This is a genomic window from Silanimonas lenta DSM 16282 (assembly GCF_000429065.1).
GTDB lineage: Bacteria > Pseudomonadota > Gammaproteobacteria > Xanthomonadales > Xanthomonadaceae > Silanimonas > Silanimonas lenta.
Window position 1 is genome coordinate 142482 of sequence record NZ_KE386845.1, and the last position, 21622, is coordinate 164103.

Below are 21622 nucleotides of genomic sequence, written 5' to 3' on the forward strand. Positions count from 1 at the left end.
ATGCTGGAACGCATCGTCCACGACCGCCTGCTGGAACTCCGCCTCGCGCGGCCGCCGGTGAATGCGCTCGACCCGGCCCTGCTCGCCGCGCTCACCGAGGCCTTCCAGCCAGCGCCGCTGCGCGGCGTGCAGGGCGTGGTGCTCTCCGGCGGCCCCAAGGTGTTCTCGGCCGGTCTCGACGTGCCGCACCTGCTCGGCCTCGACCGCGAGGGCCTGACCGCCGCCTGGTCGCAGTTCTTCGCCGCGGCCCGCGCCATCGCCCACTGCCCGGTGCCGGTGGCGGCGGCGATCGGCGGCCACAGCCCGGCCGGCGGCTGCGTGCTGGCCCTGTGCTGCGACTACCGGGTGATGGCCCGCGGGGCCTTCCGCATCGGCCTCAACGAGACCCAGGTGGGGCTTGTGGTGCCCGATGCCATCCAGACCCTGATGCGGCGCGTGGTGGGGCCGCATCGCGCCGAACGCCTGATGGTGACAGGAGCGATGATCGAATCCGCCGAAGCCCAGGCCATCGGGCTGGTGGACGAGCTCACCGATGCCGAGCACGTGACCACCCGAGCCCTGCACTGGCTCGGCGAGCTTGGTCAGCTGCCACGCGAGGCCCTGCTCGCCACCCGCGCCATCGCCCGCGCCGACCTGCATGCGGCCCTGGACGGCTTCAGCGAGGACGAACTCGAGGGCTTCATCGACCGCTGGTTCAGCGCCGGCACGCAGGCGGCCCTGCGCGCTCTGGTGGCGAAGCTCGGCAAGGGCTGAACCGGGACCTGCCCCGGAACCCATCGCCTCAAGGGGCGGCGGCGCTCGGCACGGACTCGGCCGGCCGCAGCCAGACCTCGACCCGGCGGTTGCGCTGGCGGCCCAGCGGGGTGTCGTTGCTGGCCACCGGAGCGATCTGCCCGAGGCCGCGCTGGCGCGCCACCTTGAGCCCGCGCGCCCGCAGCTCGGCAGCCACGAGATCCACCCGGTCGTTGCTGAGCGAGAGCGCGAGGTAGGGCGTGGACTCGCTGCGGTCGGCGAAGCCGATCAGCAGCAGCTGCTGTCCGGCATTGGCCGGCTCGGCCATGAAGCGGACGAGGCGCTCGATGTCCTCCACCGCCTTGTTGTCGAGCACCGCCGCGCCCTCGCCGAAGCGGAAGTTGAGGCTGAGCCGGCGCGCCCCCTGCACCAAGGCGCGGTATTCCGGCTCCGTCGGCAGGGGCACGGCAAGGGCCTGCACCTCCTGCGGCACATAGCCCACCTTTGCCACCACCGCCTGCCCGCCGGCGCCGAGGGCGAAGTCGAGGAAGTCCCGCGCCTCGGTGCGGAGGCGTTCGGCGCCGTAGAGGAAGAGGCGGCGCGAGAGCACGTAGTCCTCGGTGGCCACGCTGAGCGGCGTGGGCGCGAGCGCCTGCGTGCCGCGCTCGGAGAGCGCGAGCGCCCGGGCCCGGCCCACGCCCGCCAGACCGACGAAGCCGATGGCCCGCGGGTCGGCGGCGACCGCGGCGGCGAGCTGATCGGTGGATTCATAGCGCAGGGCGCGCGGGCTCAGGGCGGCGTCGCCGAGCACCAGGCTGCGGAAGGTATCGAAGGTGCCGGAACGGTCGTCACGGGCATGCAGGGCGATCGGGCCGGGGGCCAGGCCGAGCGCCGACCAGTCGCCGATGCGGCCGGAGAACACCGCCCGCACCTGCTCGACGGTGAGCGAGGCGAGGGGATTGGCGGGATGCACGATCACCGCAAGACCATCCAGGGCCACCACGTGCTCCTGCCCGCGCTCGAACAGAGGGCCCAGGGCACGCGCGCCCTCGACCTCGTCGCGGCGCACCGGGCGCGAGGCCATCCACAGGTCGCACTGGCCGTCGCGCAGGGCGGCGTAGCCGGTGCTGGTGCCATGCGCCAGCACGTCCACCGTGAGCGGCCCGCGCGGGGTGTCCAGGATGAGCCGGCGCTCGTCGTTGGCCGGCACCGCCTCGCTCCGCAGAGGCCAGCCACGGGTCTCGGCCCAGGCCTTCACCAGGGCCGGCGCCAGGCGCTCACCGATGGTGTTCGAGCCCGACAGGCAGAGCCGCGCCGGCTGCGCCTGCACCCCGCCGCCCAGCAATCCCAGGGCCAGCACCACGCCACCCCATCCCCATCGCCCGACCATCCGCTCTCCCCATCGCCTCGTTCCAGACCGGCCGGGCACGGTGGCGGAGCAGGATGACGGCGCCGTGTCAGGACGGGCGCGATCTGCGCGAAGTTTGCGCGCCTTCGCAGTTCACAGGCGGCCTCCCGCCGCTCAACGCGAACCGCTCAGCGCGAGGCGAAACGCTCGAGGCGGTAGGGCGCGGGGTCGACCACCGGGTCGCGGCCGAGCATCAGGTCGGCGAGCAGCCGGCCGGTGACCGCCGACATGCCCATGCCCATCATGCCGTGCCCCACCGCCAGCCAAAGCCCGGGATGGCCGGGGGCCGCACCCAAGATCGGCAGGTCGTCCCAGGTCATCGGTCGCCAACCGAACCATTCTTCGCGCCGCCCCGGGCCGATCGGCTCATGAAGCCCCTCGCGGGCGCCGCGCTCCAGAGCATCGAGACGGGCGCGGGTCAGGCGCGCATCGTAGCCGGCGAACTCCATGGTACTGCCGAGACGGAACCCGTCGTCCCAGGCGGTGATACAGACCGAGCGTTCCTTCAACACCAGCGGGCGGCGTGGCGCCCGGGCCGGGCGCGCGGTGGTGATCGAGTAGCCCTTGCCCGGCACCAGGGGCAGGCGCAGCCCGAGCGGAGCGAGCAGGCGCCGGGCCCAGGGCCCGGCCGCCACCAGCAGTTCGCGGGCCGTCCAGCACCGGCCATCCGCGCTTTCGAGATACCAGCCGCCGGCCGCCCGTTGCAGGCGCCGTACCGCCACGCCCTCCTCCACCACCCCGCCATCCTCGCGCACCAGGCGCGCCAGCTCGGCGGTGTAGCGCTCCGGCCGCAGGTGGCCATCACCGGGGAAATGCAGGGCCCCCACCACGCCGGGACGCAGGCAGGGTTCGTCGGCCAGAGCCGTCTCGCCATCCCAGACCTGTACCTCGATACCATGCGCGGTGAGCCGCAAATGCTCCGATACCGCCGCCTTGAACGCAGAAAGATCGCGGTAGACATAGGTGAGGCCGTCGCGGCGGTAGCCGCAGTCGAGGCCGCGGCGCTTCACCAGGTCGTCGAGCAGGTCCATCGAGGCGGTGAGCAGGGCGGCCTTTGGCGCGATGGCGCGGGCGAAGGTGTCGGCATCGCAGCGGGCGGCGAAACGCAGCATCCAGTGCCAGAGCTCCGGGTCCCAGCGCGGCCGCACGAGGAAGGGCGCATCGGGGGTGAACATCCAGCGCAGGGCGGTGCCGACCATGCCGGGCGCGGCGAGTGGCAGGGCATGGCTGGGGGTGAGGGTGCCGCAGTTGCCTAGGCTGGTGGCAGCACCGATCCGGTCCCGCTCCAGCACCCGCACCGCCCGGCCGGCCTCGGCCAAGGCCTGGGCGCAGGCCAGCCCGGCCACGCCGCCGCCCAGCACCAGCACCTCGTCGGCGATTTCGGGCGAGGGTCGGGAATGGTCGGGCATGCGCGCAGTCTAGCGCCGCAGCGGCGGCAGGCGCAGGTAGGTGCCGGCGCGCCACAGCCATTCCAGCGGGCCGAAACGGAAGCGCGCAAGCCAGGCATGGCTGAAGAGGAGTTGGGCGGTGAAGACGAGGACGACGAAACCCAGCTGTGCGGTCCGGCCCATGGCATCGAACACGCCGAGCCCATAGCCGTAGAACACCAGCGAGCAGAGCAGTGTCTGGGCGAGGTAGTTGGTCAATGCCATCCGCCCGGCAGGCGCCAGAAAGCCGAGCAGGCGGCGCGGGCCGGGCAGGCTGGCGAGCAGCAGGAACAGCGCGAGATAGGCCAGGCTGAGCGGCAGGTTACCGAGCATCATCAGGCCCGAGGCCAGCGAGGCACGGGGAAACTCGGCCACCGGGTCGAACCGAAGGCCGAGGGAAGCGCCGAGGGCGAGCAGCGCGCCACCGGCCAGCCCGCCGCCGATGGCCAGGGCGAGGAAGAAGCCACGCTGTGCCGAAAGGTCGGCCAGCCGCCCGGAACGCAGCAGCCAGGCCCCGATGAGGAAACAGCCCAGCGCCATCGGCAGGTGGTAGAGCGTGGCCTGCGGGAAGATCCAGCCGAAGTACTCGGCCCAGCGCTGGGCGCTGACGGCGAGGAAGTCCCCCTCGCGGTAGACGGCCGCGGCGGCCTGCCCGGCAGCGGCCAGGGCGCGCATGTCCTCCTGCACCGGCGCCAGGGCCGAGGCCGGGAGCAGGCCGAGGGCGAGCCCGCCGAGCAGGGAGAGCAGCGGCACTGCCACGTACAGGCCGAGTCCGGCGAGCCAGAGCGCGGGCCCGCGCACCGGCAGGAATGCCAGCAGGCCGAGCGAGGCGAGCGCGTAGGTGAACAGCACGTCGCCGGTCCAGACGAAGGCGATGTGGACCAGGCCGAACAGGGCCAGCAGCAGGCTGCGCCGCAGGTAAAGGCCGATGAAGGGCCGCCCGGCTGCCTCTGCCCGCTGGTGCATGAGCGCGAAGCCCATGCCGAAGAGCAGCGAGAAGAGCACCCAGAACTTGCCCTGCACCAGGAGGTAGACGAGAGCGCCGACCTGGCCATCCAGCCCCTCGCCCGGTCCCACGCCGGCGATCATGTCCTGCAGCGGCCGGGCGAACCATTCCACATTGATCAGGAAGATGCCCAACAAGGCGAAGCCGCGCAGCATATCCAGCACCGCGATGCGCTCGCCCTCGGCCACCGGCCCGGACAGCCGCTGCTCCATTCGCTCGTCTCCCCACGAAAAACGCCCCGAGCCTGAGGCATCGGGGCGCCGGTTTCCAGTGCGCAGGTCCGGAGGATCAGTGCTGCACGCCGCCCTCGCCATGCACGTGGCCGTGCTCCTTCTCCTCGGCGGTGGCTTCGCGCACCTCGAGGATTTCGACCTCGAAGCCGAGGGTCTTGCCCGCCATCGGGTGGTTGAGATCGACATCGACCACCGAGAGGCCCACCTTCTGCACCGTCACCGGCCGCGGGCCCATCTGGGTGGGCACCACGATCGTCATGCCCGGGGCGAGCTTCTGGTTCCTGAAATGCTTGCGCGGCAGGCGCTGCACGAGGCCGGGGCGGCGTTCGCCGTAGGCCTGGTCCGGGGTGACGGTGACCTCGAAGCGCTCGCCGGCCTCGCGGCCGAGCAGGGCCGTCTCGAGGCCCGGGATGATGGCGTTGTGGCCGATCAGCACGGCCAGCGGCTCGCGCTCGCGCGAGCTCTCGATGGCCTCGCCGCCCGCTTCGGAGACGGTGTAGTGCAGGCGGACGACGTGGTCTTTCTCGATCTTCATGGGATTCCTGGTTCAGGGACCGGCTGGCCGCCGGCCGGGACGATGGGGCAGACTCCGCGGCCATGACCGGCCGCGTCGACACGATCGCGCATTATCCCGCTGCCGGCGGGCCTGCGCCAAATCCCGAGCCTCGCCACCGCGCCCTGCCGTGGTGGCCGCCCCTGCTGGCGGCCCTGCTGCTGGCCGCCTGCGCCAGCGTGCCGGGCGAAGGCCCGGCCAGCGCCGGGCGCGAGGCCCGCGGCGAGGCCTCGACCCCGCGCCCGCTGCGCAGCCCGCGCACCAGCGCCCCGGTGCCGCTCGACCTGCGCGCCAACGACGTGCTGATGCAGGCCATGGGCCTGATCGGTACCCGCTACCGCTTCGGCGGCAGCAACCCGCAGCAGGGCTTCGACTGCTCGGGCTTCACTTCCTGGGTGTTCCGCGAGGCCGTGGGCCTGGCCCTGCCGCGCACCGCCGCCGACCAGTTCGCCGAAGTAGGCACGCCGGTGCCCAGGGACGCCCTGGCCGCGGGCGACCTCGTGTTCTTCCGCCAGGGCCGCGGGCGCATCGACCATGTGGGCATCTATGTCGGCGAGGGGCGCTTCGTGCACGCGCCGAGCCGCGGCGGGCGGGTGCGCATCGACGTGCTCGACGAACCGCACTGGCAGCGCAGCTACCGGGGGGCGAAGCGCGCCCTCGACAGCCGCCACTGAGTTTTCTTCCCGCTACTCGGGGCGACGCCACAGCCAGAGCGCCACCACCGCCATGCAGGCGGTGCCGGTGGCGGCCATCCACCACTTCGGCGCGGTGGCGAACAGGATCGCGGCACACAGGGCCATGGTGAAGCTGGCGGCGCGCTTGGCCGGCCGGCTGACCGCGCCGCGGGCCTGCCAGTCGCGCACCATCGGGCCGAACAGGCGGTGGGCGAGCAGCCAGGCATGCAGGGTCTTCGAACCGCGGGCGGCCGCCCAGGCGGCGAGCAGCACGAAGGGCGTGGTGGGCAGGCCGGGCAGGAACACGCCGAGGAGGCCGAGGCCGAGCGACAGGTAGGCCACGGCGATCCAGAGCCATCGGCGCAGGTCGGTCCACATCGGGGCGCAGCATACTTGACCGAGGTCATGCCGCCGCCGCCCGCAGGGCGCAGCCTTGGGGGCACCCACCCGACCGGAGCCTGCCGCCATGACGACATCCGCGACCGCGCTGCCCCGCCACCTCGTGGTGGCCACCGATTTCGGTCCTTCGGCCGACAATGCCCTCGCCCGCGCCCTGGCCCTGGCCCAGGGCCTTGGCGCCCGCCTGAGCCTGCTGCACGTGGTGGAGCCCCTGCCCATCGTCTCGGCCTGGGGCGATGCCGGCAGTGCCGCCTGGCTGGGCGTGGAGGCACTGGTGCAGGCCGGCGAGGAGGCCCTGGCGCGGCAGATCGCGCGGGTGCCGGGAGCCGGCGCGGCCGGCGTGGCCACGGCCTGCCGGGTGGGCATGCCGCGCCGCGACCTCGGGCGGATCGCCAGGGAACTCGGCGGCGAGCTGCTGGTGCTCGGCGCCCGCAACGAACGCCGCCTCGGCGACCGCCTGATCGGCAATACCGCGCAGGCGGCGGTGCACCATGCCTGCCTGCCCCTGCTGGTCTGCCGCCGCCCGGCCGCCGCGCCCTGGCGGGAAGTGCTGGCCGCCACCGACTTCGGCGAGGCCGCGGCCCGGGCCGTGGCACTGGCAGAAGCGCTGAGTCCCGGGGCACGGCGCCGCCTGCTGCATGTGCATGCCAGCCTGCCCGAGGCCACCCTGGCCCTGGTGCAGCCCGACCCCGGCCAGCTCGAGCGCTATGCCGCCGCCGCGGAAGCCGAGGCCAGCCAGCACTTCGATGCCCTCTGCGCCGGGCTGCCGGGCTGGACCGGACATTTCCGCCGCGGCCATGCCGGCGAACTGCTGATGGAGGCCATCGCCACCCACCAGCCCGACCTGGTGGCGCTCGGCAGCCGCGGCCACGGCCCCTGGATCGGCGGCCTGCTCGGCAGCCTCGGGCAGCGGGTGCTGGCCCAGGGTGAGGCCGACGTGCTGCTGGCGCTGGCTGCCACCTGAACCGGCGTGCCGGGGCGCTGGTGACGGGCCGCGCCTTCGCGTAGGGTGCGCGGCGTCCGGTGCCGGGTGATTTCCAGGTCCCCCGCCGGCCGCGTGCCTCGGCCCTTGCCGTCGCCCCGGCCCGTCCGCCCACCACAGGCACCGCCGGCGGCCCGTCCGCCCCCGTCTCGCAGCGCGGTTTTCAGGGAACGCTCCGGGGTTTTTCCGTTTTTGGAGTGTTTCCTCATGACATTCGAATCCCTCGGGCTGCGCCCCGAGCTCTGCCGTGCGCTCGACGGCCTTGGCTTCACCACGCCCACGCCGATCCAGGCCGAGGCCATCCCGGCCGCGCTCGCCGGCCACGACCTGCTGGCCGGCGCCCAGACCGGCACCGGCAAGACCGCCGCCTTCGGCCTGCCCCTGCTGCAGAAGCTCAGCACCGGCGAGCGCTCGCGGAACCCCCGCGCCCTCATCCTCGCCCCCACCCGCGAACTCGCCCAGCAGGTGCACGACAACCTGCGCGACTACGCCAGGCACCTCCCCCTGAAGCTGGCCGTGGTCTACGGCGGCGTCTCGATGGTGAGCCAGGCCAATGCCCTGCGCCGCGGGGTCGACATCGTGATCGCCTGCCCGGGCCGGCTCATCGATCATCTGCAGCAGCGCAACGTCGACCTGCGCGAGATCGAGCTGCTGGTGCTCGACGAGGCCGACCGCATGCTCGACATCGGCTTTCTGCCGGCCATCCGCCGCATCCTCGGGCAGCTGCCGAAAGCGCGCCAGACCCTGCTGTTCTCGGCCACCTTCGACAAGGCCATCCGCGAGATCGCCAGGGAAGCCCTGCGCGAGCCGCGGGAGATCCAGGTCACGCCGCCGAACGTGGTCGCCGCCACGGTGACCCACCGCGTGCATCCGGTCACCGCCACGCAGAAGCGCGAGGTGCTGCTGAAGCTGCTCTCGACGCATTACCAGGACCAGACCCTGGTGTTCGCCAAGACCAAGCACGGCTCCGACCGCCTCGCCAGGCAGATCACCGCGGCGGGCATCCGCGCCGAGGCGATCCATGGCAACAAGTCGCAGAACGCCCGCCTGCGCGCGCTCGGCGAGTTCAAGCGTGGCGAGGTGCGCGTGCTGGTGGCCACCGACATCGCCGCCCGCGGCCTCGACATCCCGGCCCTGCCGCGCGTCATCAACTACGAGCTACCGATGGTGCCCGAGGACTACGTGCACCGCATCGGCCGCACTGGCCGCGCCGGCTGCACTGGCGAGGCCATCTCGCTGGTGGCGAAGGACGAGGCCAGGCTGCTGCGCCAGGTGCAGCGCATCCTCAAGGACCCGCTGGAGGTGCGCGGCCTCGACGGCTTCCCGCCGGACTGGAGCTTCCGCGACGGCAACGATCTCGGCGACGACCGCCTCGCCGGGCAGACGCCGGTGCGACGCCCGCCGGGCGCGCCGCGCCGCGACGGCCATGGCCACGGCCAGCGCCGCGACGGGGGACGCCCGCAGGCCCATGCCGGCCCGCCACGCCGCCCATCCGGCACTGGGACGGAACGCAGGGCCGGGGGCAGCGACGAACGCCGCCAGGCCGGGGCTGGGCGCGGTCTGCGCGGCGGGGACTCGCGGCGCCGCTGAGCGGGGCCGCTGAGCGGGGCCGCGAACGGCAGGCATCGGAACGGGCCCTCGGGCCCGTTTCCTTTTTCCGGCCGCACGCGCAGGCTGGCCGCTTCGCAGGTGAGGAGCCGGGCCCATGCCATCGAACGCGGAGCGCGCGCGGCGCATCGTCATCGAACGCCCCGGGGGCTACGAGGCCCTGCGGCTGGTGGAGGGCGAGGTGCCCGCCCCGCGCCCCGGCGAGCTGCGCCTGCGGGTGGCGGCCTGCGGGGTGAACTACGCCGACGGCATCATCCGCATGGGGCTCTACGAGAGCGCGAAGCGCCTGCATGGCTACCCCATCACCCCGGGCTTCGAGGTGGCGGGGGTGGTGGACGCCCTCGGCGAGGGCGTCGAGGGTTGGCGGGTCGGCGACCGGGTGATCGGCCTCACCCTGTTCGGCGGCTATGCGAGCCACCTCTGCCTGCCCGCCGACCGCGTCTTCGCCCTGCCGCCACGCCTGTCTTTCGAGCAGGGGGCCGCCCTGCCCACGGTCTTCCTCACCGCCTGGTTCATGGCCCACCGGCAGGTGCACCCGGAGCCGGGCGAGCGCTGGCTGGTGCATTCCGCCGCCGGGGGCGTGGGCAGCGCTCTCCTGCAGCTGGCGCGGCTGGCCGGGGTCGAGGCCACCGGCGTGGTGGGCGCCGCGCACAAGGTGGAAGCCGCAAAGGCGATGGGCGCGCGCCATGCCATCGTGCGCGGGGAAGGCGACTGGGTGGCCGCCGCCCGCGCCCTCGCACCGTCCGGCTACCACGCGGTGTTCGACGCCAATGGCGTGGCCACCCTCGCCGGCAGCTGGTCGCTTCTTGCCCCGATGGGGAAGCTGGCGGTGTACGGCTTCGCCTCGATGCTGCCGAAGGACGGCCGGGTGAACTGGCTGCGCCTCGCCTGGGACTGGTGGCGCACCCCGCGCTTCAATCCGCTCGAGATGACCTCGACGAACCGCAGCGTGCTGGCCGCCAACCTGAGCTTCCTCTCGGCCGAGGCCCCCTTGCTGCGGCGCGGCATGCTCTGGCTGCTGGAGCGCTTCGCCGATGGCCGCCTGCAGCCTCTGCCGGTGGCGGCTTTCCCGCTCCTTGACGCGGCGCAGGCACACCGGCGCATTGAGTCCGGGCAGAGTGTGGGGAAACTCGTGCTGATTCCCTGAGCTCCGCCATGGCCGAGAACCCCATCTTCAGCCTGTTCCTGCCGCTCGCCCTCGGCATCGTGATGATCGGCCTCGGCCTGCACCTCTCGCTGGCCGACTTCCGGCGCGTGGCGCAGGCGCCGAAGGCGGTGCTGGTGGCGCTGGGCGTGCAGACGGGGCTGCTGCCGCCCGTGGCCTTCGGCTTGGCCTGGGCCTTCGGCCTGCCGCCCGAACTCGGCATCGGCCTCGTGCTGCTGGCCGCCTCGCCGGGCGGGGTCACCGCCAACCTGTTCTCCCACCTCGCCCGCGGCGACGTGGCCCTGAACATCACCCTCACCGCCATCAACAGCCTGCTCGCCCTGCTCAGCCTGCCGCTGTGGACGGCGCTGGCGCTGGCCCTGCTGCTGGGCAGCGACCAGGCCGTGCCCCCACCCACCCGCAAGGTGGTGGAGGTGGGCGTGCTGGTGATCCTGCCGGTGGCGATCGGCATGGGGCTGCGCGCCTGGCGCCCGGCCTTGGCGGCGCGCCTCGACAGGCCGGTGCGCCTTGCCTCCACCCTGGTGCTGGCCGGGCTGATCGTGGCGGCGGTGGTGATCGAACGCCAGACCCTGGCCACCTATGCCGCGGTGGTGGGCCTCGCCGCCCTGCTGTTCAACCTCGCCAGCCTGCTCGCCGGCTACGCCGCCGGGCGGGCGATCCGCCTCGGCGTGCCGCAGGCCACGGCCATCGCCTTCGAGATCGGCATCCACAACGGCACCCTGGCGATCTTCGTCGCCCTGCACGTGCTCGGCATGGCCGGCGCCGCGGTGGTGCCGGCGATCTATTCGCTGCTGATGTACCTCACCGGCGGGCTGTTCGCCTGGTGGGTGCTGAAACGCGCCCTGCCGCGCGCCGAAGGCCTCAGATCGGCTTGAGGAACACCAGCACGAGGATGCCGAGCAGCAGCAGCACCGGCACTTCGTTGAACCAGCGCAGCCAGGTGGCCGAACGCGGGGCGGCGCCCCGGCCGATGGCCTTCACCATGCGCCCGGCCCAGATGAAGTGGCCCAGCATCAGCAGCACCAGCAGGAACTTGGCGTGCATCCAGCCGCGACCGGCGGTGACGTGGGGCCAGAGGGCAGGATCGATGAGCCGGCCGAACCACAGCAGCAGGCCGAACACGAACAGGAAACCGAGCATGACGTGGCCGAAGCGGTAGAGCCGGCGGCCCATCAGCACCAGCCGCGCCTGCACCGGCGGCTGCCCCTCCGCCTCGGCGATGTTGACGAGGATGCGCGGCAGGTAGAACACCGTCGCCATCCAGCTGATGACGAACAGGGTGTGCAGCAGCTTGGTCCAGAGGTAGGTGTTGCCGAGATAGAGGTCCATCGTCGCTGAGGCCATCGCACATGCAGGGCCTACAGCATGCCATGCGCGGGCAGCCGGGCCGTCGCGGCGGCGTGGGCGCGCCGGCAGGTGCAGGCCGGGCCGCGGGCCGCTACCCTCGCGGCATGGACGCCGACACCACCCAGCTCGCCTGCCCGCACTGCCTCACCATCAACCGCGTGCCCGATGCCCGCCTGGGCGAAGGCCCGCGCTGCGGCCGCTGCCACCAGCCGCTGTTCACCGGCCAGCCCGTCGCCCTCACCGCGGGGAATGCCGAGGCCTTCCTGCTGCGCTCCGAGCAGCCGGCGGTGATCGATGCCTGGGCCGGCTGGTGCGGTCCCTGCCGCAGCTTCGCCCCGGTGTTCGCTGCCGCCTGCCAGCGGCTGGAGCCGCAGTTCCGCTTCCTCAAGCTCGATACCGAGGCCGAGCCGCAGCTCGCCGCGCAGTTCCGCATCCAGAGCCTGCCCACCCTGATCGCCTGGCAGGGCGGCCACGAGGTGGCGCGCATCAGCGGTGCCCTGCCCTTGCCGCAGTTCATGCAGTGGCTGGCCAAGGCCTACGGGCTGGCCTGAGCCCTCCTCATCCCCTGCGCTCCGGGGCTGCGACCGATGGTCGCAGCCCACCACTGGCGGGCAACCGTTACCCTGTGCGCCCCATGGCCGGCACCGCGCGCTATTCTGAACTCGAGGGCAGCCTGCACCTGCTGCGCTGGCTGGCGGTGGGCGGCCAGCTGCTGGCGGTCTGGGCGGCCACGGCCGTGCTCGGGCTGGAGCTCGAACTGCCGGCCCTGCTGCTCGGCATCTGCGCCCTGGGGCTTGCCAATGCCCTGCTCGGGCTGTGGCGGCTGCGCCGGCCTGGCACCGAAACGGCGCTGCTGCTGGGCCTCGGGGTCGATCTCGCCGCGCTGACCTGGGCGCTGTACTTCACTGGCGGGGCCATGAACCCTTTCAGCCAGCTCTATCTGGTGCCGGTGGCGCTCACCGCCGCCGTGCTGCCGGCCTCACGGGTGATCGCCCTCGCCCTCGCTTCCGCCGCGGCCTATGTCTTTCTCGCCCTCGAGGCGCCCGGCCTGCGCTTCCACCACCTCGGCAGCGCCTTCGACCTGCACATTGCCGGCATGGCGGTGAATTTCGCCCTGGCCCTGCTGCTGTTCTGCGGCTTCGGCCTGCGCCTCGCGGCCCGGCTGCGGCGGCAGTCGCAGGCCCTGGCCGAGGCCCGGGAGCGCGGCCTGCGCGACGAGGGCCTGCATGCCCTGGCCCTGCAGGCGGCCTCCACCGCCCACGAGGTGAACACTCCGCTGGCCACCGCCCGGCTGCTGCTCGACGAATGGCGTGCCAGCCCCGGTTCGCCACCGCCGGCGGACGATCTGGAGCTGATGGCCCGACAGCTCGATTACGCCCGCGATGCGGTGCGCCGCCTGGTGCGCGACAGCCACGAGACGGCACGCCCGCAGGCCCTTGGCGAGGCGGTGCGCGACCTCGCCGGGCGGCTTGCCCTGCTGCGCCCGGAGACCGGACTCGCCATCCACCTGCCCCCGGTGCTGGCGGCACGCCGGGTGTGCTTCCCCCCGGGTCTGAAGGCCGCCCTGGGGCATCTGCTCGACAATGCCGCCGACGCCGGGCGGCGCAGCGACAAGACAGACGTGGAGCTCAGCCTGGGCGATGCCGGCACGGCCCTTGCCATCGAGATCCGCGACCACGGCCCGGGCTTCGTGGCCGTGGGGTCGCAGCCGCCCCCTTCCGGCCCGCCGCAGGGCCTGGGCCTCGGTCTGCAGCTTGCCAATGCCACACTGGAAACGCTGGGCGGCCGCCTGGAGCATCGGCCGGCCGAAGGCGGCGGGCTGTGCACCCGGGTCTGCCTGCCCTGGTCTGCCATCGTGGCCGGAGACCCGCCATGAACGCCCCCCTGCTGCTCATCGACGATGACGCAGCCTTCGCCACGGTGCTGGCCCGCGCCCTCGGGCGCCGCGGCCATGCCTGCCTGCTCGCCGCCGATGCCGCCACCGCCCTCGCGCTCGCCCGGCAGCCGCTGTCCGGCATCGTGCTCGACCTCCGGCTCGGCAACGACAATGGCCTTGCGCTCGTCGAGCCCCTGCGCGCCCTGCAGCCGGAGGCGCCGATCCTGCTGCTCACCGGTTATGCCTCGATCGCCACCGCGGTCGAGGCGATCAAGCGCGGCGCCAGCGACTACCGGCCGAAGCCGGTGAGCGCCGACGAGGTGCTGCGTGCCCTGTTCGGCGCCGGCGAGGACGAGGACGGCCCGCCGCTGCCGCCCGAGGCGCCGCTGCACCCGCGGCGCCTGGAGTGGGAGCACCTGCAGCGCGTGCTGGCCGAGCACGGCGGCAATGTCTCGGCGGCGGCGCGCGCCCTGGGCATGCACCGCCGCAGCCTGCAGCGCAAGCTGGCGAAGAAACCCCTGCCCGAGCGCTGAGGCCGCCTGCTCCGGGCCGTCCGGCCCGGCCGGGCTAGAATCCCAGCCCCGTTCCACCGGCCCTGCGCGTTCCGATGACCGACCCCGCCCGCCCCGCCTTCCACGGTTTCGAGCAGATCCCGCTGCACGAGTACGCCGAGCGCGCCTATCTCGACTACTCGATGTACGTGGTGCTGGACCGCGCCCTGCCCTTCCTCGGCGACGGGCTGAAGCCGGTGCAGCGGCGGATCATCTATGCCATGAGCGAGCTCGGCCTGAACGCCGGCGCGAAGCCGAAGAAATCGGCGCGCACCGTGGGCGACGTGATCGGCAAGTACCATCCGCATGGCGATTCGGCCTGCTACGAGGCGCTGGTGCTGATGGCCCAGCCCTTCTCCTACCGCTACCCGCTGATCGAAGGCCAGGGCAACTTCGGCTCGCCCGACGACCCCAAGAGCTTCGCCGCCATGCGCTACACCGAGGCCAAGCTCACCCCGATCGCCGAGGTGCTGCTCGGCGAGCTCGGCCAGGGCACGGTGGAGTGGAGCCCGAACTTCGACGGCACGCTGGAGGAGCCTTCATGGCTGCCCGCTCGCCTGCCGCACCTGCTGCTCAACGGCACCACCGGCATCGCCGTCGGCATGGCCACCGACATTCCGCCGCACAACCTCAACGAGGTGGTGAGCGCCTGCGTGCGCCTGCTCGACGACCCGGAGGCGAGCACCCGCGATCTTTGCGAGCACATCCGTGGCCCGGACTACCCCACTGCCGCCGAGATCATCACCCCGGCCGCCGACCTCGTGGCGATGTACGAGAGCGGCAGCGGCAGCGTGCGCGCCCGCGCCACCTACGTGAAGGAAGGGCAGAACATCGTCGTCACCGCCCTGCCCTACCAGGTCTCGCCCTCGAAGATCATGGAACAGATCGCCCAGCAGCTGCGGGCGAAGAAGCTGCCCTGGCTGGAGGACCTGCGCGATGAATCGGACCACCAGAACCCGGTGCGTCTCGTCCTCGTGCCGCGCAGCAACCGCGTCGACATCGACGCCCTGATGGGCCATCTGATGGCGACGACGGACCTCGAGAAGAGCTTCCGGGTCAATCTCAACGTCATCGGCCTCGACGGCCGGCCGCAGGTGCGCGGCCTGAAGGCCCTGCTCGGCGAGTGGCTGCAGTTCCGTACCGATACGCTCAAGCGACGCCTGCGCCACCGCCTCGACAAGGTGGAGCGCCGGCTGCACCTGCTGGAAGGCCTGCTCATCGCCTTCCTCAACCTCGACGAGGTGATCCGCATCATCCGCACCGAGGACGAGCCGAAGCCCGTGCTGATGGCCCGCTTCGGACTCTCGGAGGAACAGGCCGAATACATCCTCGAGACCAGGCTAAAGCAGCTGGCCCGCCTCGAGGAGATGAAGATCCGCGGCGAGCAGGATGAACTCGCCAGGGAGCGCGAGACGCTCGTCGCCACGCTGGGGAGCAGCGCGAAGCTGAAGAAGCTGCTGAAGGACGAGCTGCTGGCCGACGCCAGGAAGTTCGGCGACGCCCGCAAAAGCCCGCTGGTGGCGCGCCAGGCCGCCCAGGCCATCGACGAGACCGAGCTGGTGCCGAGCGAACCGGTCACTATCGTGCTCTCGCAGAAGGGCTGGATCCGCGCCGCCAAGGGACACGACGTGGATCCGGCGGGCCTGAGTTACCGCGAAGGCGATGGCCTGCTTTCCTTCGCCCGGGGCCGCAGCAACCAGCAGGCGGCCTTCATCGACTCGACCGGCCGCGCCTACTCCACGCCGGCGCACACCCTGCCCTCGGCGCGCGGCAATGGCGAACCGCTCACCGGCCGCTTCACCCTGCCCAGCGGGGCGCAGATGGTGGCCACCCTGGCCGGCGAGGCCGAGCAGCGCTTCCTGCTCGTTTCCTCCTTCGGCTACGGCTTCACCACCCGCTTCGAGAACTTCATCGGCCGCAACAAGTCGGGCAAGGCCCTGTTCAATCCCGATGCCGGCGCCAGCGTGCTGCCGCCGGTGCCGGTGAACGACCCGGCCAGCGACTGGGTGGTGGCGGTGACCAGCAGCGGCCACCTGCTCGCCTTCCCGCTGAAGGAGCTGCCCGAACTGGACAAGGGCAAGGGCAACAAGCTGATCCAGATCCCGCCGGCCAGGCTCAAGAGCGGCGAGGAGGTGGTGAGCGCGGTGGCAGTGGTGCGCCAGGGCGGCGAGGCCACCCTCTACTGCGGCGCCCGCAAGCTCGGCCTCTCCTGGCGTGACCTGCAGGCCTACGAAGGCGCCCGCGCCAGCCGCGGCCAGCTGCTGCCGCGCGGCTTCCAGAAGGTCGACCGGATCGAGGTGGCCTGAGCATGGCCGCCCACCCCGCGGCGCCGAAGCGCAACCTCGCCTTCCCCGCCATCGGGGCGCTGATGCTGCTGGCCGGCCTCGGCTTCGGCGGCCTCAGGCTCGCCTTCCTGCTGGGCAGCGAGACGGCCGAGGGCGAGGTGGTGGAGATCGTCTCGCTGAAACCCGCGGGCCAGAGCACCCGCCTCGGCTACCCGGTGGTGGCCTTCACCACGCCCACCGGCGAGCGCGTGCGCTTCACCGGCAGCGAGGGCAGCAGCCCGGCGGCCTACGCCGTCGGCGAGCGCGTCACGGTGCGCTACCGCCCCGAGGCGCCGCACGAGGCGCGGCTGGCGGGCTGGGGCTCGCTGTTCGGCGGCCACCTCCTCGCCATCGGTCTCGGTCTCGTTTTCCTCTGGACCGGCATCAAGGACCTGCGCACGCCGCCCACGGCCTGAGCCGGCGCCCCAAAGCTCACATCCGGCAGGCCGGTCGCCGTCCGCCGGCGCGCGCCTGCTCGGCCACCGGGCGCAGCTCGGGCACCCGCGCCTGCAGGGCGGCGATGCGGTTCTGCGGATCGGGGTGGGTGGAGAGGATCTGCGGCGGCCGGCCACCGCTGCTCGCCCGCAGCATGTTCTGCCAGAGCCGCACCGCGCCCTCGGGGTCGAAGCCGGCCTCGGCCATGTAGCGCTGGCCGAGCAGGTCGGCCTCGGTTTCGTGGGTGCGGGAGAAGGGCAGCATCACGCCCAGCTGGGCCCCGAGGCCGAGGGCCCCCATCAGCAGCCGGGTGTTCTCCGGCGAGCTGCGCGCGCCGCTGTAGGCCTGCGCCGCCTCCAGCGCCACCCCGGCCGCCATCTGCTGCGAGACCCGCTCGGCGGCATGCCGCGCCACCACGTGGGCCAGCTCATGGGCGATCACCGCCGCCAGCTCGTCCTGCGAGCGGGCCACGCTCCACAGCCCGGTGTTCACGCCGACCTTGCCGCCCGGCAGCGCGAAGGCATTGGGGTTGGCATCCTCGAACACCTGTACCTCCCAGGGCAGGCGCTGGGCGGCGGGCGGCAGTACCGGCTTCAGGGCCTCCACCACGCACTGCGCGGTGGCGAGCCTGCGCGGGTCGCGGGCGAGTGTGTCGGCCTGCTTCATCCGCTCGAAGGCGGTGGCCCCGAGCTGGTTCATCTGCGCGTCGCCCACGGCGATGAACTGGCTGCGGCCGGTGGGTGAAGTAGCGCAGCCGGCGAGCAGCCCGGAGGCGAGCACGAGCGGCAGGGCAAGGAAACGGAGCATGGGCATCGAAGGGCCTCCTGGCGATGGACCGGTCCGAGTCTATCGCCATGCCTCGGCAGCCCGCGTCGGCTAGGCTTGCCTGCCATCGCCCTGCCCGCAAGGCCCTCCCATGCGTTCCTGGCTGCTCCGCGGTTTTTTCGCGCTCACCGCCCTGCTGCTCCTCGCCCTGCTCGTGCTCTGGTGGCTGCTGCGCGGCAGCCTGCCCACGCTGGAGGGCGAACTCGCCCTGCCGGGACTCTCGGCGCCGGTCTCGGTGGAGCGTGATGCGCATGGCCGGGTCACCATCTCGGCGGCCAACGAATTCGACATGGCGCGCGCGCTCGGCTTCGTGCACGGGCAGGAGCGCTTCTTCGAGATGGACCTCGCCCGCCGCGTGGCGGCCGGCGAGCTCGCCGCCCTGTTCGGCGCACGGGCGCTGCCCGTGGACCGCAAGAACCGCCTCCACCGCCTGCGTGCCCGCACCGAGGCGGCGCTTGCCGAGATCGCTGGTGAACGCCTGCCCCTGCTCGGCGCCTATACCGAGGGGGTGAACGCCGGCCTCGCCTCGCTGCGCGTGCGGCCCTGGCCCTACCTGCTGCTGCGCCAGCGCCCCGAGGCCTGGACCGAGGTCGACTCGGCCCTCACCGGCTACGCCATGTTCTTCGATCTGCAGGACGAGACCAACTCGCGCGAACTGGCCCTGTGGCGCCTCCGCGAGGCGGTGCCGGCACCGCTCGCCGCGCTCCTGCTGCGCGACGGCACGGTCTGGGACGCGCCGCTGTTCGGCGAGGCCCGCGGCGATGCCGTGCTGCCGCCGCCGGACGTGCTCGACCTGCGCACCCTGCCCCATCCCGAGAACGGCAAGCCCGTGGCCGCCGCCGAGCCCGCCGCGCCGGGCAGCAACAACTTCGCCGCCGGCGCCGCCGCCACCGCCGATGGCCGCGCCATCGTCGCCGGCGACATGCACCTCGGCCTGCGCGCCCCCTCGCTCTGGTATCCGGTGCGCCTGCGCTACGCCGATCCCGCAGCCCCCGGCGGCAGGGTGGATGCCAGCGGCGTGAGCCTGCCCGGCGTGCCCGGCATCATCGCCGGCAGCACCGGCCGCGTGGCCTGGGCCTTCACCAACAGCTACGGCGACTGGCTGGATTTCTTCCGCATCGACTTCACCGATGCCACGCGCAGCCACTACCGCACGCCGGAGGGCGAGGACGCCGTGGTGGTGCACGAGGAGCGCCTGGCGGTGGCCGGCGGCGAGGCCGAGACCCTGGGGGTGCGCGAGACGCGCTGGGGCCCGATCCTGCACGAGGAGGCGGACGGCAGCGCGCTGGCTCTGCGCTGGACCGCGCAGCTGCCGGGCAGCCTGGATTTCGGCCTGCTCGACCTCGTGCGCGCCGAGGGGCTGGACGCGGCGCTCGAGGTGGGGCGCCGCGCCGGCGTGCCGGCGCAGAACATGCTGATCGCCGACCATGCCGGCCGCATCGCCTGGCGCCTCGTCGGCCGCATCCCGGTGCGGGTGGGCGGCTGCGACCCCACGGCCCCGCTGCGGCCGCTGGAGGGCTGCGACTGGGCCGGCTGGCACCCCGCGGACGCCGCCCTGCAGCCGGAGCTGGTGGATCCGCCCTCCGGCCGGCTCTGGACCGCCAATGCCCGGGTGGTGGACGGCGAACTGCTGGCCCTGATCGGCGATGCCGGCTATGCCCTCGGCGCGCGGCAGAAGCAGATCGCCGAGGCCATGCTGGCCACCGCGCCGCTCGACGAGCCCGCCCTGCTCGCCCTGCAGCTCGACGACCGGGCGATCTTCCTCGAGCGCTGGAACCGTCTGCTGCGCGAAGTGGCGACCCGGCTGCCGGATGGAGAGATCGCCGCCGCTGCCGCCGACTGGGACGGCCATGCCTCGGTCGGGTCCGCCGGCTACCGGCTCACCCGCGCCTTCCGGCTGGAGGTGCTGGGCCGGGTGCGCGATGGCCTGCTCGGTCCGGCCAAGGTGGCGCTGGGCGAACGCTTCCTGCTGCCCGACCTGCCGCAGATCGAGGGGGTGCTCTGGCCCCTCCTCGAACAGCGCCCGGCCCATCTGCTGCCGCCGCGGTTCGAGACCTGGGACGCCCTGCTGGCCGAGGCTGCCGAGGCCGCGGCGAAGGGGCTGCGCGAACGCCACCCGGGCCCGCTCACAGAACGCAGCTGGGGCGAGGCCAATACCGCCGCCATCTGCCACCCGCTGGCCCAGGCCCTGCCCGGCCCGCTGCGCCGCCGGCTCTGCATGCCGGCCGAGCCCCTGCCCGGGGATGCGCAGATGCCGCGCGTGCAGGCTCCGGCCTTCGGCGCCTCGCAGCGCCTGGTGGTCTCGCCCGGCCGCGAAGGCGACGGCCTCTTCCAGCTCCCCGGCGGCCAGGCCGGCCATCCGCTCTCGCCCTACTGGGGCGCCGGCCATGCCGACTGGGCGCAGGGCCGTCCCGCCCCCTTCCTGCCCGGTCCGGCACGACACCGCCTCGAACTGCGTCCCGGCCCGCCGTGAAGGCCATCCCGGGCTGCGGGCGGGAATCCGTCAAAGCTGGCGAAAAGCGCTGGCGCCCCCTGCGGGCTTTCGCCACTATGGGCGCACGCAGTGGCATCCGAAGGGGAAAGCAATGGGCACCAACGACGACACGGTGCGCGGCACGCAAGTGCACAACCCGGGCCCGGACTGGAACCACCTGCGTGAAACGGTCCTGATGATGGAGCTGGCGGTGGCCCAGGTGGAGGCGGCCATGACCGACAGCAATGCCTCGGTGGATGCCCTCACCGGCACCTTCACCACCATGGCCAACACCATCAAGCTCATCAACGAGCGCATCGCCGCCCTCGCCGACACCGAGGCCACGGCCGGAGTGAAGATGGAACTGCTGACGGCCACCACCCATGTGGCCGGCATGGTCAACCAGGCCATCATCGCCTTCCAGTTCTACGACCGGCTCTCGCAGCGGCTCTCGCATGTGAACCACGGGCTTGCCTGGCTGGCGGAACTGGTCGGCGACCAGGAGCGCGCCCGCTCGGCCGCCGCCTGGGCCGAGCTGCAGCAGAAGATCCGCGCCCGCTACTCGATGCCGGAGGAAGTGGAGATGTTCGAGGCGGTGCTGCTGCGGGGCCTGACGGTGGAGCAGGCCGTGCGCGAGTTCATGGAGAAGATGAACGACAAGGGCGACGACATCGAGCTTTTCTAGCGCCGGCGCCGGCGCAGCACCTCGACCACGGCCAGCACCAGCGCGCCCACGACCATGCCGACCACCGCCTCGGCAAGCGCGCCGCCCAGGCCGGAAGCGCCGCCGAGAGGCTCGAGCAGGCGCTCCACGACCCGATGCAGCGGCGGGAGGTTGGCCACGAAGATGTGACCGCCCACCAGGAACATCGCGGCGATGCCGGCAACGGAGATGAAGCGCATCAGCAGCGGCGCTCCTGCCAGCAGCGCCCGGCCCAGCGCCCGCGCCGCGCCGCCTCCCTGCCGCAGCAGCCAGAGGCCGGCATCGTCGAGCTTGACGATGGCCGCCACCAGGCCATAGACGCCCACGGTCATCAGTACCGAGATGCCGACCAGCACCCCGAGCTGGCGGGACAGGGACGCACCGGCCACCGTGCCCAGGGCGATGACGATGATCTCGGCCGAGAGGATGAAGTCGGTGCGGATCGCCCCCCGGATCTTGTCGCGCTCGAAGGCCAGCATGTCCACCGAGGCATCGGCCACGGCCTGGCGCAGGGCCTCGGCCTTGGCCTCGCCGGCGTCCGGATGCAGCCAGCGCTGGGCGAGCTTCTCCACGCCCTCGAAACAGAGGAAGGCCCCGCCGAGAACGAGCAGGGGCGCGATCGCCCAGGGCGCGAAGGCGCTGATCGCAAGCGCCGCCGGCACCAGGAGGGCCTTGTTCAGGGCCGAGCCCTTGGCCACGGCCCACACCACCGGCAGCTCGCGGTCGGCGCGCACTCCGGTGACCTGGTTGGCATTGAGCGCGAGATCGTCGCCGAGCACCCCGGCGGTCTTCTTGGCCGCGACCTTGGTCATCACTGCCACATCGTCGAGCAGGGTGGCGATGTCATCGATCAGGGCGAACAGGCTGCTGCCAGCCATGGGCGGCTTCCCGGCGAAAAGGA

General features: G+C 72.8%; 21 protein-coding genes. 13 read left to right on the plus strand and 8 right to left on the minus strand.

All coding sequences use genetic code 11. The features are described 5' to 3' along the window. A complete protein-coding gene (locus tag G408_RS0111635; protein ID WP_028771220.1) occupies positions 1-753 on the plus strand; it encodes an enoyl-CoA hydratase/isomerase family protein in 753 nt (250 codons plus the stop codon). A 28-nt stretch (positions 754-781) separates the two neighbouring features. On the opposite strand, the gene G408_RS15710 is transcribed toward G408_RS0111635, so the two are convergent. From G408_RS15710 to G408_RS0111655, 4 genes are all read right to left on the minus strand, one after another. Then, the gene (locus G408_RS15710; RefSeq protein WP_084628257.1) at positions 782-2122 is read right to left on the minus strand and encodes a substrate-binding domain-containing protein; all 1341 of its coding nucleotides are present in this window, start codon (positions 2120-2122) and stop codon (positions 782-784) included. Positions 2123-2268: 146 nt separating this feature from the next. Further along, the gene (locus G408_RS0111645; RefSeq protein WP_051282946.1) at positions 2269-3549 is read right to left on the minus strand and encodes an NAD(P)/FAD-dependent oxidoreductase; all 1281 of its coding nucleotides are present in this window, start codon (positions 3547-3549) and stop codon (positions 2269-2271) included. A 9-nt stretch (positions 3550-3558) separates the two neighbouring features. After that, entirely contained in the window at positions 3559-4785 is a 1227-nt protein-coding gene (locus tag G408_RS0111650; protein ID WP_028771222.1) for a DUF418 domain-containing protein, read from the minus strand. A 76-nt stretch (positions 4786-4861) separates the two neighbouring features. Then, on the minus strand, positions 4862-5341 hold the full coding sequence (locus tag G408_RS0111655) for an FKBP-type peptidyl-prolyl cis-trans isomerase (RefSeq protein WP_028771223.1): 480 nt from the start codon (positions 5339-5341) through the stop codon (positions 4862-4864). Between the two features lie 62 nt (positions 5342-5403). Between G408_RS0111655 and G408_RS14550 the strand changes: the two genes are divergently transcribed. Further along, on the plus strand, positions 5404-6033 hold the full coding sequence (locus G408_RS14550; RefSeq protein ID WP_084628259.1) for a C40 family peptidase: 630 nt from the start codon (positions 5404-5406) through the stop codon (positions 6031-6033). Positions 6034-6045: 12 nt separating this feature from the next. On the opposite strand, the gene G408_RS0111665 is transcribed toward G408_RS14550, so the two are convergent. Beyond that, positions 6046-6411, minus strand: a complete 366-nt coding sequence (locus G408_RS0111665; RefSeq protein WP_028771224.1) for a YbaN family protein — start codon at positions 6409-6411, stop codon at positions 6046-6048. Between the two features lie 88 nt (positions 6412-6499). Here G408_RS0111665 and G408_RS0111670 point away from each other — a divergent pair, with 88 nt between their 5' ends. The 4 genes from G408_RS0111670 (at position 6500) to G408_RS0111685 (ending at position 11062) form a co-directional block, all read left to right on the plus strand. Further along, the gene (locus tag G408_RS0111670; RefSeq protein WP_028771225.1) at positions 6500-7396 is read left to right on the plus strand and encodes a universal stress protein; all 897 of its coding nucleotides are present in this window, start codon (positions 6500-6502) and stop codon (positions 7394-7396) included. A gap of 225 nt (positions 7397-7621) precedes the next feature. Continuing rightward, positions 7622-9004, plus strand: coding sequence for a DEAD/DEAH box helicase (locus tag G408_RS0111675; RefSeq protein ID WP_028771226.1), 1383 nt, complete (start codon positions 7622-7624; stop codon positions 9002-9004). 115 nt (positions 9005-9119) lie between these two features. After that, positions 9120-10169 (plus strand): synaptic vesicle VAT-1 family membrane protein, encoded by a 1050-nt coding sequence (locus tag G408_RS0111680; RefSeq protein WP_028771227.1) that lies wholly within the window; start codon positions 9120-9122, stop codon positions 10167-10169. An 8-nt stretch (positions 10170-10177) separates the two neighbouring features. Further along, complete coding sequence (locus G408_RS0111685; RefSeq protein ID WP_028771228.1) at positions 10178-11062, plus strand: bile acid:sodium symporter family protein; 885 nt, start codon at positions 10178-10180, stop codon at positions 11060-11062. Here the strand turns inward: G408_RS0111685 and G408_RS0111690 are convergent. Beyond that, positions 11049-11531 carry a CopD family protein gene (locus G408_RS0111690; RefSeq protein ID WP_245584313.1) on the minus strand — a complete coding sequence of 161 codons (483 nt, stop codon included), beginning with the start codon at positions 11529-11531 and terminating at the stop codon, positions 11049-11051. The two genes, G408_RS0111685 and G408_RS0111690, sit on opposite strands and share 14 nt — an antisense overlap. 107 nt (positions 11532-11638) lie before the next feature. Here G408_RS0111690 and trxC point away from each other — a divergent pair, with 107 nt between their 5' ends. From trxC to G408_RS14940, 5 genes are all read left to right on the plus strand, one after another. Beyond that, entirely contained in the window at positions 11639-12085 is a 447-nt protein-coding gene (gene trxC, locus G408_RS0111695; RefSeq protein ID WP_028771230.1) for a thioredoxin TrxC, read from the plus strand. Positions 12086-12168: 83 nt separating this feature from the next. Continuing rightward, a complete protein-coding gene (locus G408_RS0111700; protein WP_037413096.1) occupies positions 12169-13410 on the plus strand; it encodes an ATP-binding protein in 1242 nt (413 codons plus the stop codon). Beyond that, positions 13407-13943 (plus strand): response regulator transcription factor, encoded by a 537-nt coding sequence (locus G408_RS0111705; protein WP_028771232.1) that lies wholly within the window; start codon positions 13407-13409, stop codon positions 13941-13943. Before G408_RS0111700 ends, G408_RS0111705 begins: the two co-directional genes overlap by 4 nt. Positions 13944-14017: 74 nt before the next feature. Next, on the plus strand, positions 14018-16267 hold the full coding sequence (gene parC / locus G408_RS0111710; protein WP_028771233.1) for a DNA topoisomerase IV subunit A: 2250 nt from the start codon (positions 14018-14020) through the stop codon (positions 16265-16267). A 2-nt stretch (positions 16268-16269) separates the two neighbouring features. Further along, positions 16270-16701: a DUF3592 domain-containing protein gene (locus G408_RS14940; RefSeq protein ID WP_051282947.1), complete on the plus strand. Its 432-nt coding sequence runs from the start codon at positions 16270-16272 to the stop codon at positions 16699-16701. 16 nt (positions 16702-16717) lie between these two features. Here the strand turns inward: G408_RS14940 and G408_RS0111720 are convergent, their stop codons facing one another. Continuing rightward, positions 16718-17527 carry a M48 family metallopeptidase gene (locus G408_RS0111720; RefSeq protein ID WP_028771234.1) on the minus strand — a complete coding sequence of 270 codons (810 nt, stop codon included), beginning with the start codon at positions 17525-17527 and terminating at the stop codon, positions 16718-16720. Positions 17528-17636: 109 nt separating this feature from the next. On the opposite strand from G408_RS0111720, the gene G408_RS0111725 reads away from it, so the two are divergent. Together G408_RS0111725 and G408_RS14560 are read left to right on the plus strand one after the other, a co-directional pair. Next, positions 17637-20018: a penicillin acylase family protein gene (locus G408_RS0111725; protein WP_028771235.1), complete on the plus strand. Its 2382-nt coding sequence runs from the start codon at positions 17637-17639 to the stop codon at positions 20016-20018. 112 nt (positions 20019-20130) lie between these two features. Next, positions 20131-20703: a hypothetical protein gene (locus G408_RS14560; protein WP_051282948.1), complete on the plus strand. Its 573-nt coding sequence runs from the start codon at positions 20131-20133 to the stop codon at positions 20701-20703. Here the strand turns inward: G408_RS14560 and G408_RS0111735 are convergent. Next, entirely contained in the window at positions 20700-21599 is a 900-nt protein-coding gene (locus G408_RS0111735) for a DUF808 domain-containing protein (RefSeq protein ID WP_028771236.1), read from the minus strand. The genes G408_RS14560 and G408_RS0111735 overlap by 4 nt on opposite strands. Positions 21600-21622 lie beyond the last annotated feature (23 nt).

Bases quoted from the DNA above. Each gene is read 5' to 3' on its own strand.
- trxC (WP_028771230.1), top strand. From the start codon at position 11,639: ATGGACGCCGACACCACCCAGCTCGCCTGCCCGCACTGCCTCACCATC.
- G408_RS0111655 (WP_028771223.1), bottom strand. From the start codon at position 5,341: ATGAAGATCGAGAAAGACCACGTCGTCCGCCTGCACTACACCGTCTCC.
- G408_RS0111645 (WP_051282946.1), bottom strand. From the start codon at position 3,549: ATGCCCGACCATTCCCGACCCTCGCCCGAAATCGCCGACGAGGTGCTG.
- G408_RS14940 (WP_051282947.1), top strand. From the start codon at position 16,270: ATGGCCGCCCACCCCGCGGCGCCGAAGCGCAACCTCGCCTTCCCCGCC.
- parC (WP_028771233.1), top strand. From the start codon at position 14,018: ATGACCGACCCCGCCCGCCCCGCCTTCCACGGTTTCGAGCAGATCCCG.
- G408_RS0111690 (WP_245584313.1), bottom strand. From the start codon at position 11,531: ATGGCCTCAGCGACGATGGACCTCTATCTCGGCAACACCTACCTCTGG.
- G408_RS0111665 (WP_028771224.1), bottom strand. From the start codon at position 6,411: ATGTGGACCGACCTGCGCCGATGGCTCTGGATCGCCGTGGCCTACCTG.
- G408_RS0111675 (WP_028771226.1), top strand. From the start codon at position 7,622: ATGACATTCGAATCCCTCGGGCTGCGCCCCGAGCTCTGCCGTGCGCTC.
- G408_RS0111735 (WP_028771236.1), bottom strand. From the start codon at position 21,599: ATGGCTGGCAGCAGCCTGTTCGCCCTGATCGATGACATCGCCACCCTG.
- G408_RS0111685 (WP_028771228.1), top strand. From the start codon at position 10,178: ATGGCCGAGAACCCCATCTTCAGCCTGTTCCTGCCGCTCGCCCTCGGC.
- G408_RS14560 (WP_051282948.1), top strand. From the start codon at position 20,131: ATGGGCACCAACGACGACACGGTGCGCGGCACGCAAGTGCACAACCCG.
- G408_RS0111650 (WP_028771222.1), bottom strand. From the start codon at position 4,785: ATGGAGCAGCGGCTGTCCGGGCCGGTGGCCGAGGGCGAGCGCATCGCG.
- G408_RS0111720 (WP_028771234.1), bottom strand. From the start codon at position 17,527: ATGCTCCGTTTCCTTGCCCTGCCGCTCGTGCTCGCCTCCGGGCTGCTC.
- G408_RS0111670 (WP_028771225.1), top strand. From the start codon at position 6,500: ATGACGACATCCGCGACCGCGCTGCCCCGCCACCTCGTGGTGGCCACC.
- G408_RS0111725 (WP_028771235.1), top strand. From the start codon at position 17,637: ATGCGTTCCTGGCTGCTCCGCGGTTTTTTCGCGCTCACCGCCCTGCTG.
- G408_RS0111700 (WP_037413096.1), top strand. From the start codon at position 12,169: ATGGCCGGCACCGCGCGCTATTCTGAACTCGAGGGCAGCCTGCACCTG.
- G408_RS0111705 (WP_028771232.1), top strand. From the start codon at position 13,407: ATGAACGCCCCCCTGCTGCTCATCGACGATGACGCAGCCTTCGCCACG.
- G408_RS14550 (WP_084628259.1), top strand. From the start codon at position 5,404: ATGACCGGCCGCGTCGACACGATCGCGCATTATCCCGCTGCCGGCGGG.
- G408_RS15710 (WP_084628257.1), bottom strand. From the start codon at position 2,122: ATGGTCGGGCGATGGGGATGGGGTGGCGTGGTGCTGGCCCTGGGATTG.
- G408_RS0111680 (WP_028771227.1), top strand. From the start codon at position 9,120: ATGCCATCGAACGCGGAGCGCGCGCGGCGCATCGTCATCGAACGCCCC.
- G408_RS0111635 (WP_028771220.1), top strand. From the start codon at position 1: ATGCTGGAACGCATCGTCCACGACCGCCTGCTGGAACTCCGCCTCGCG.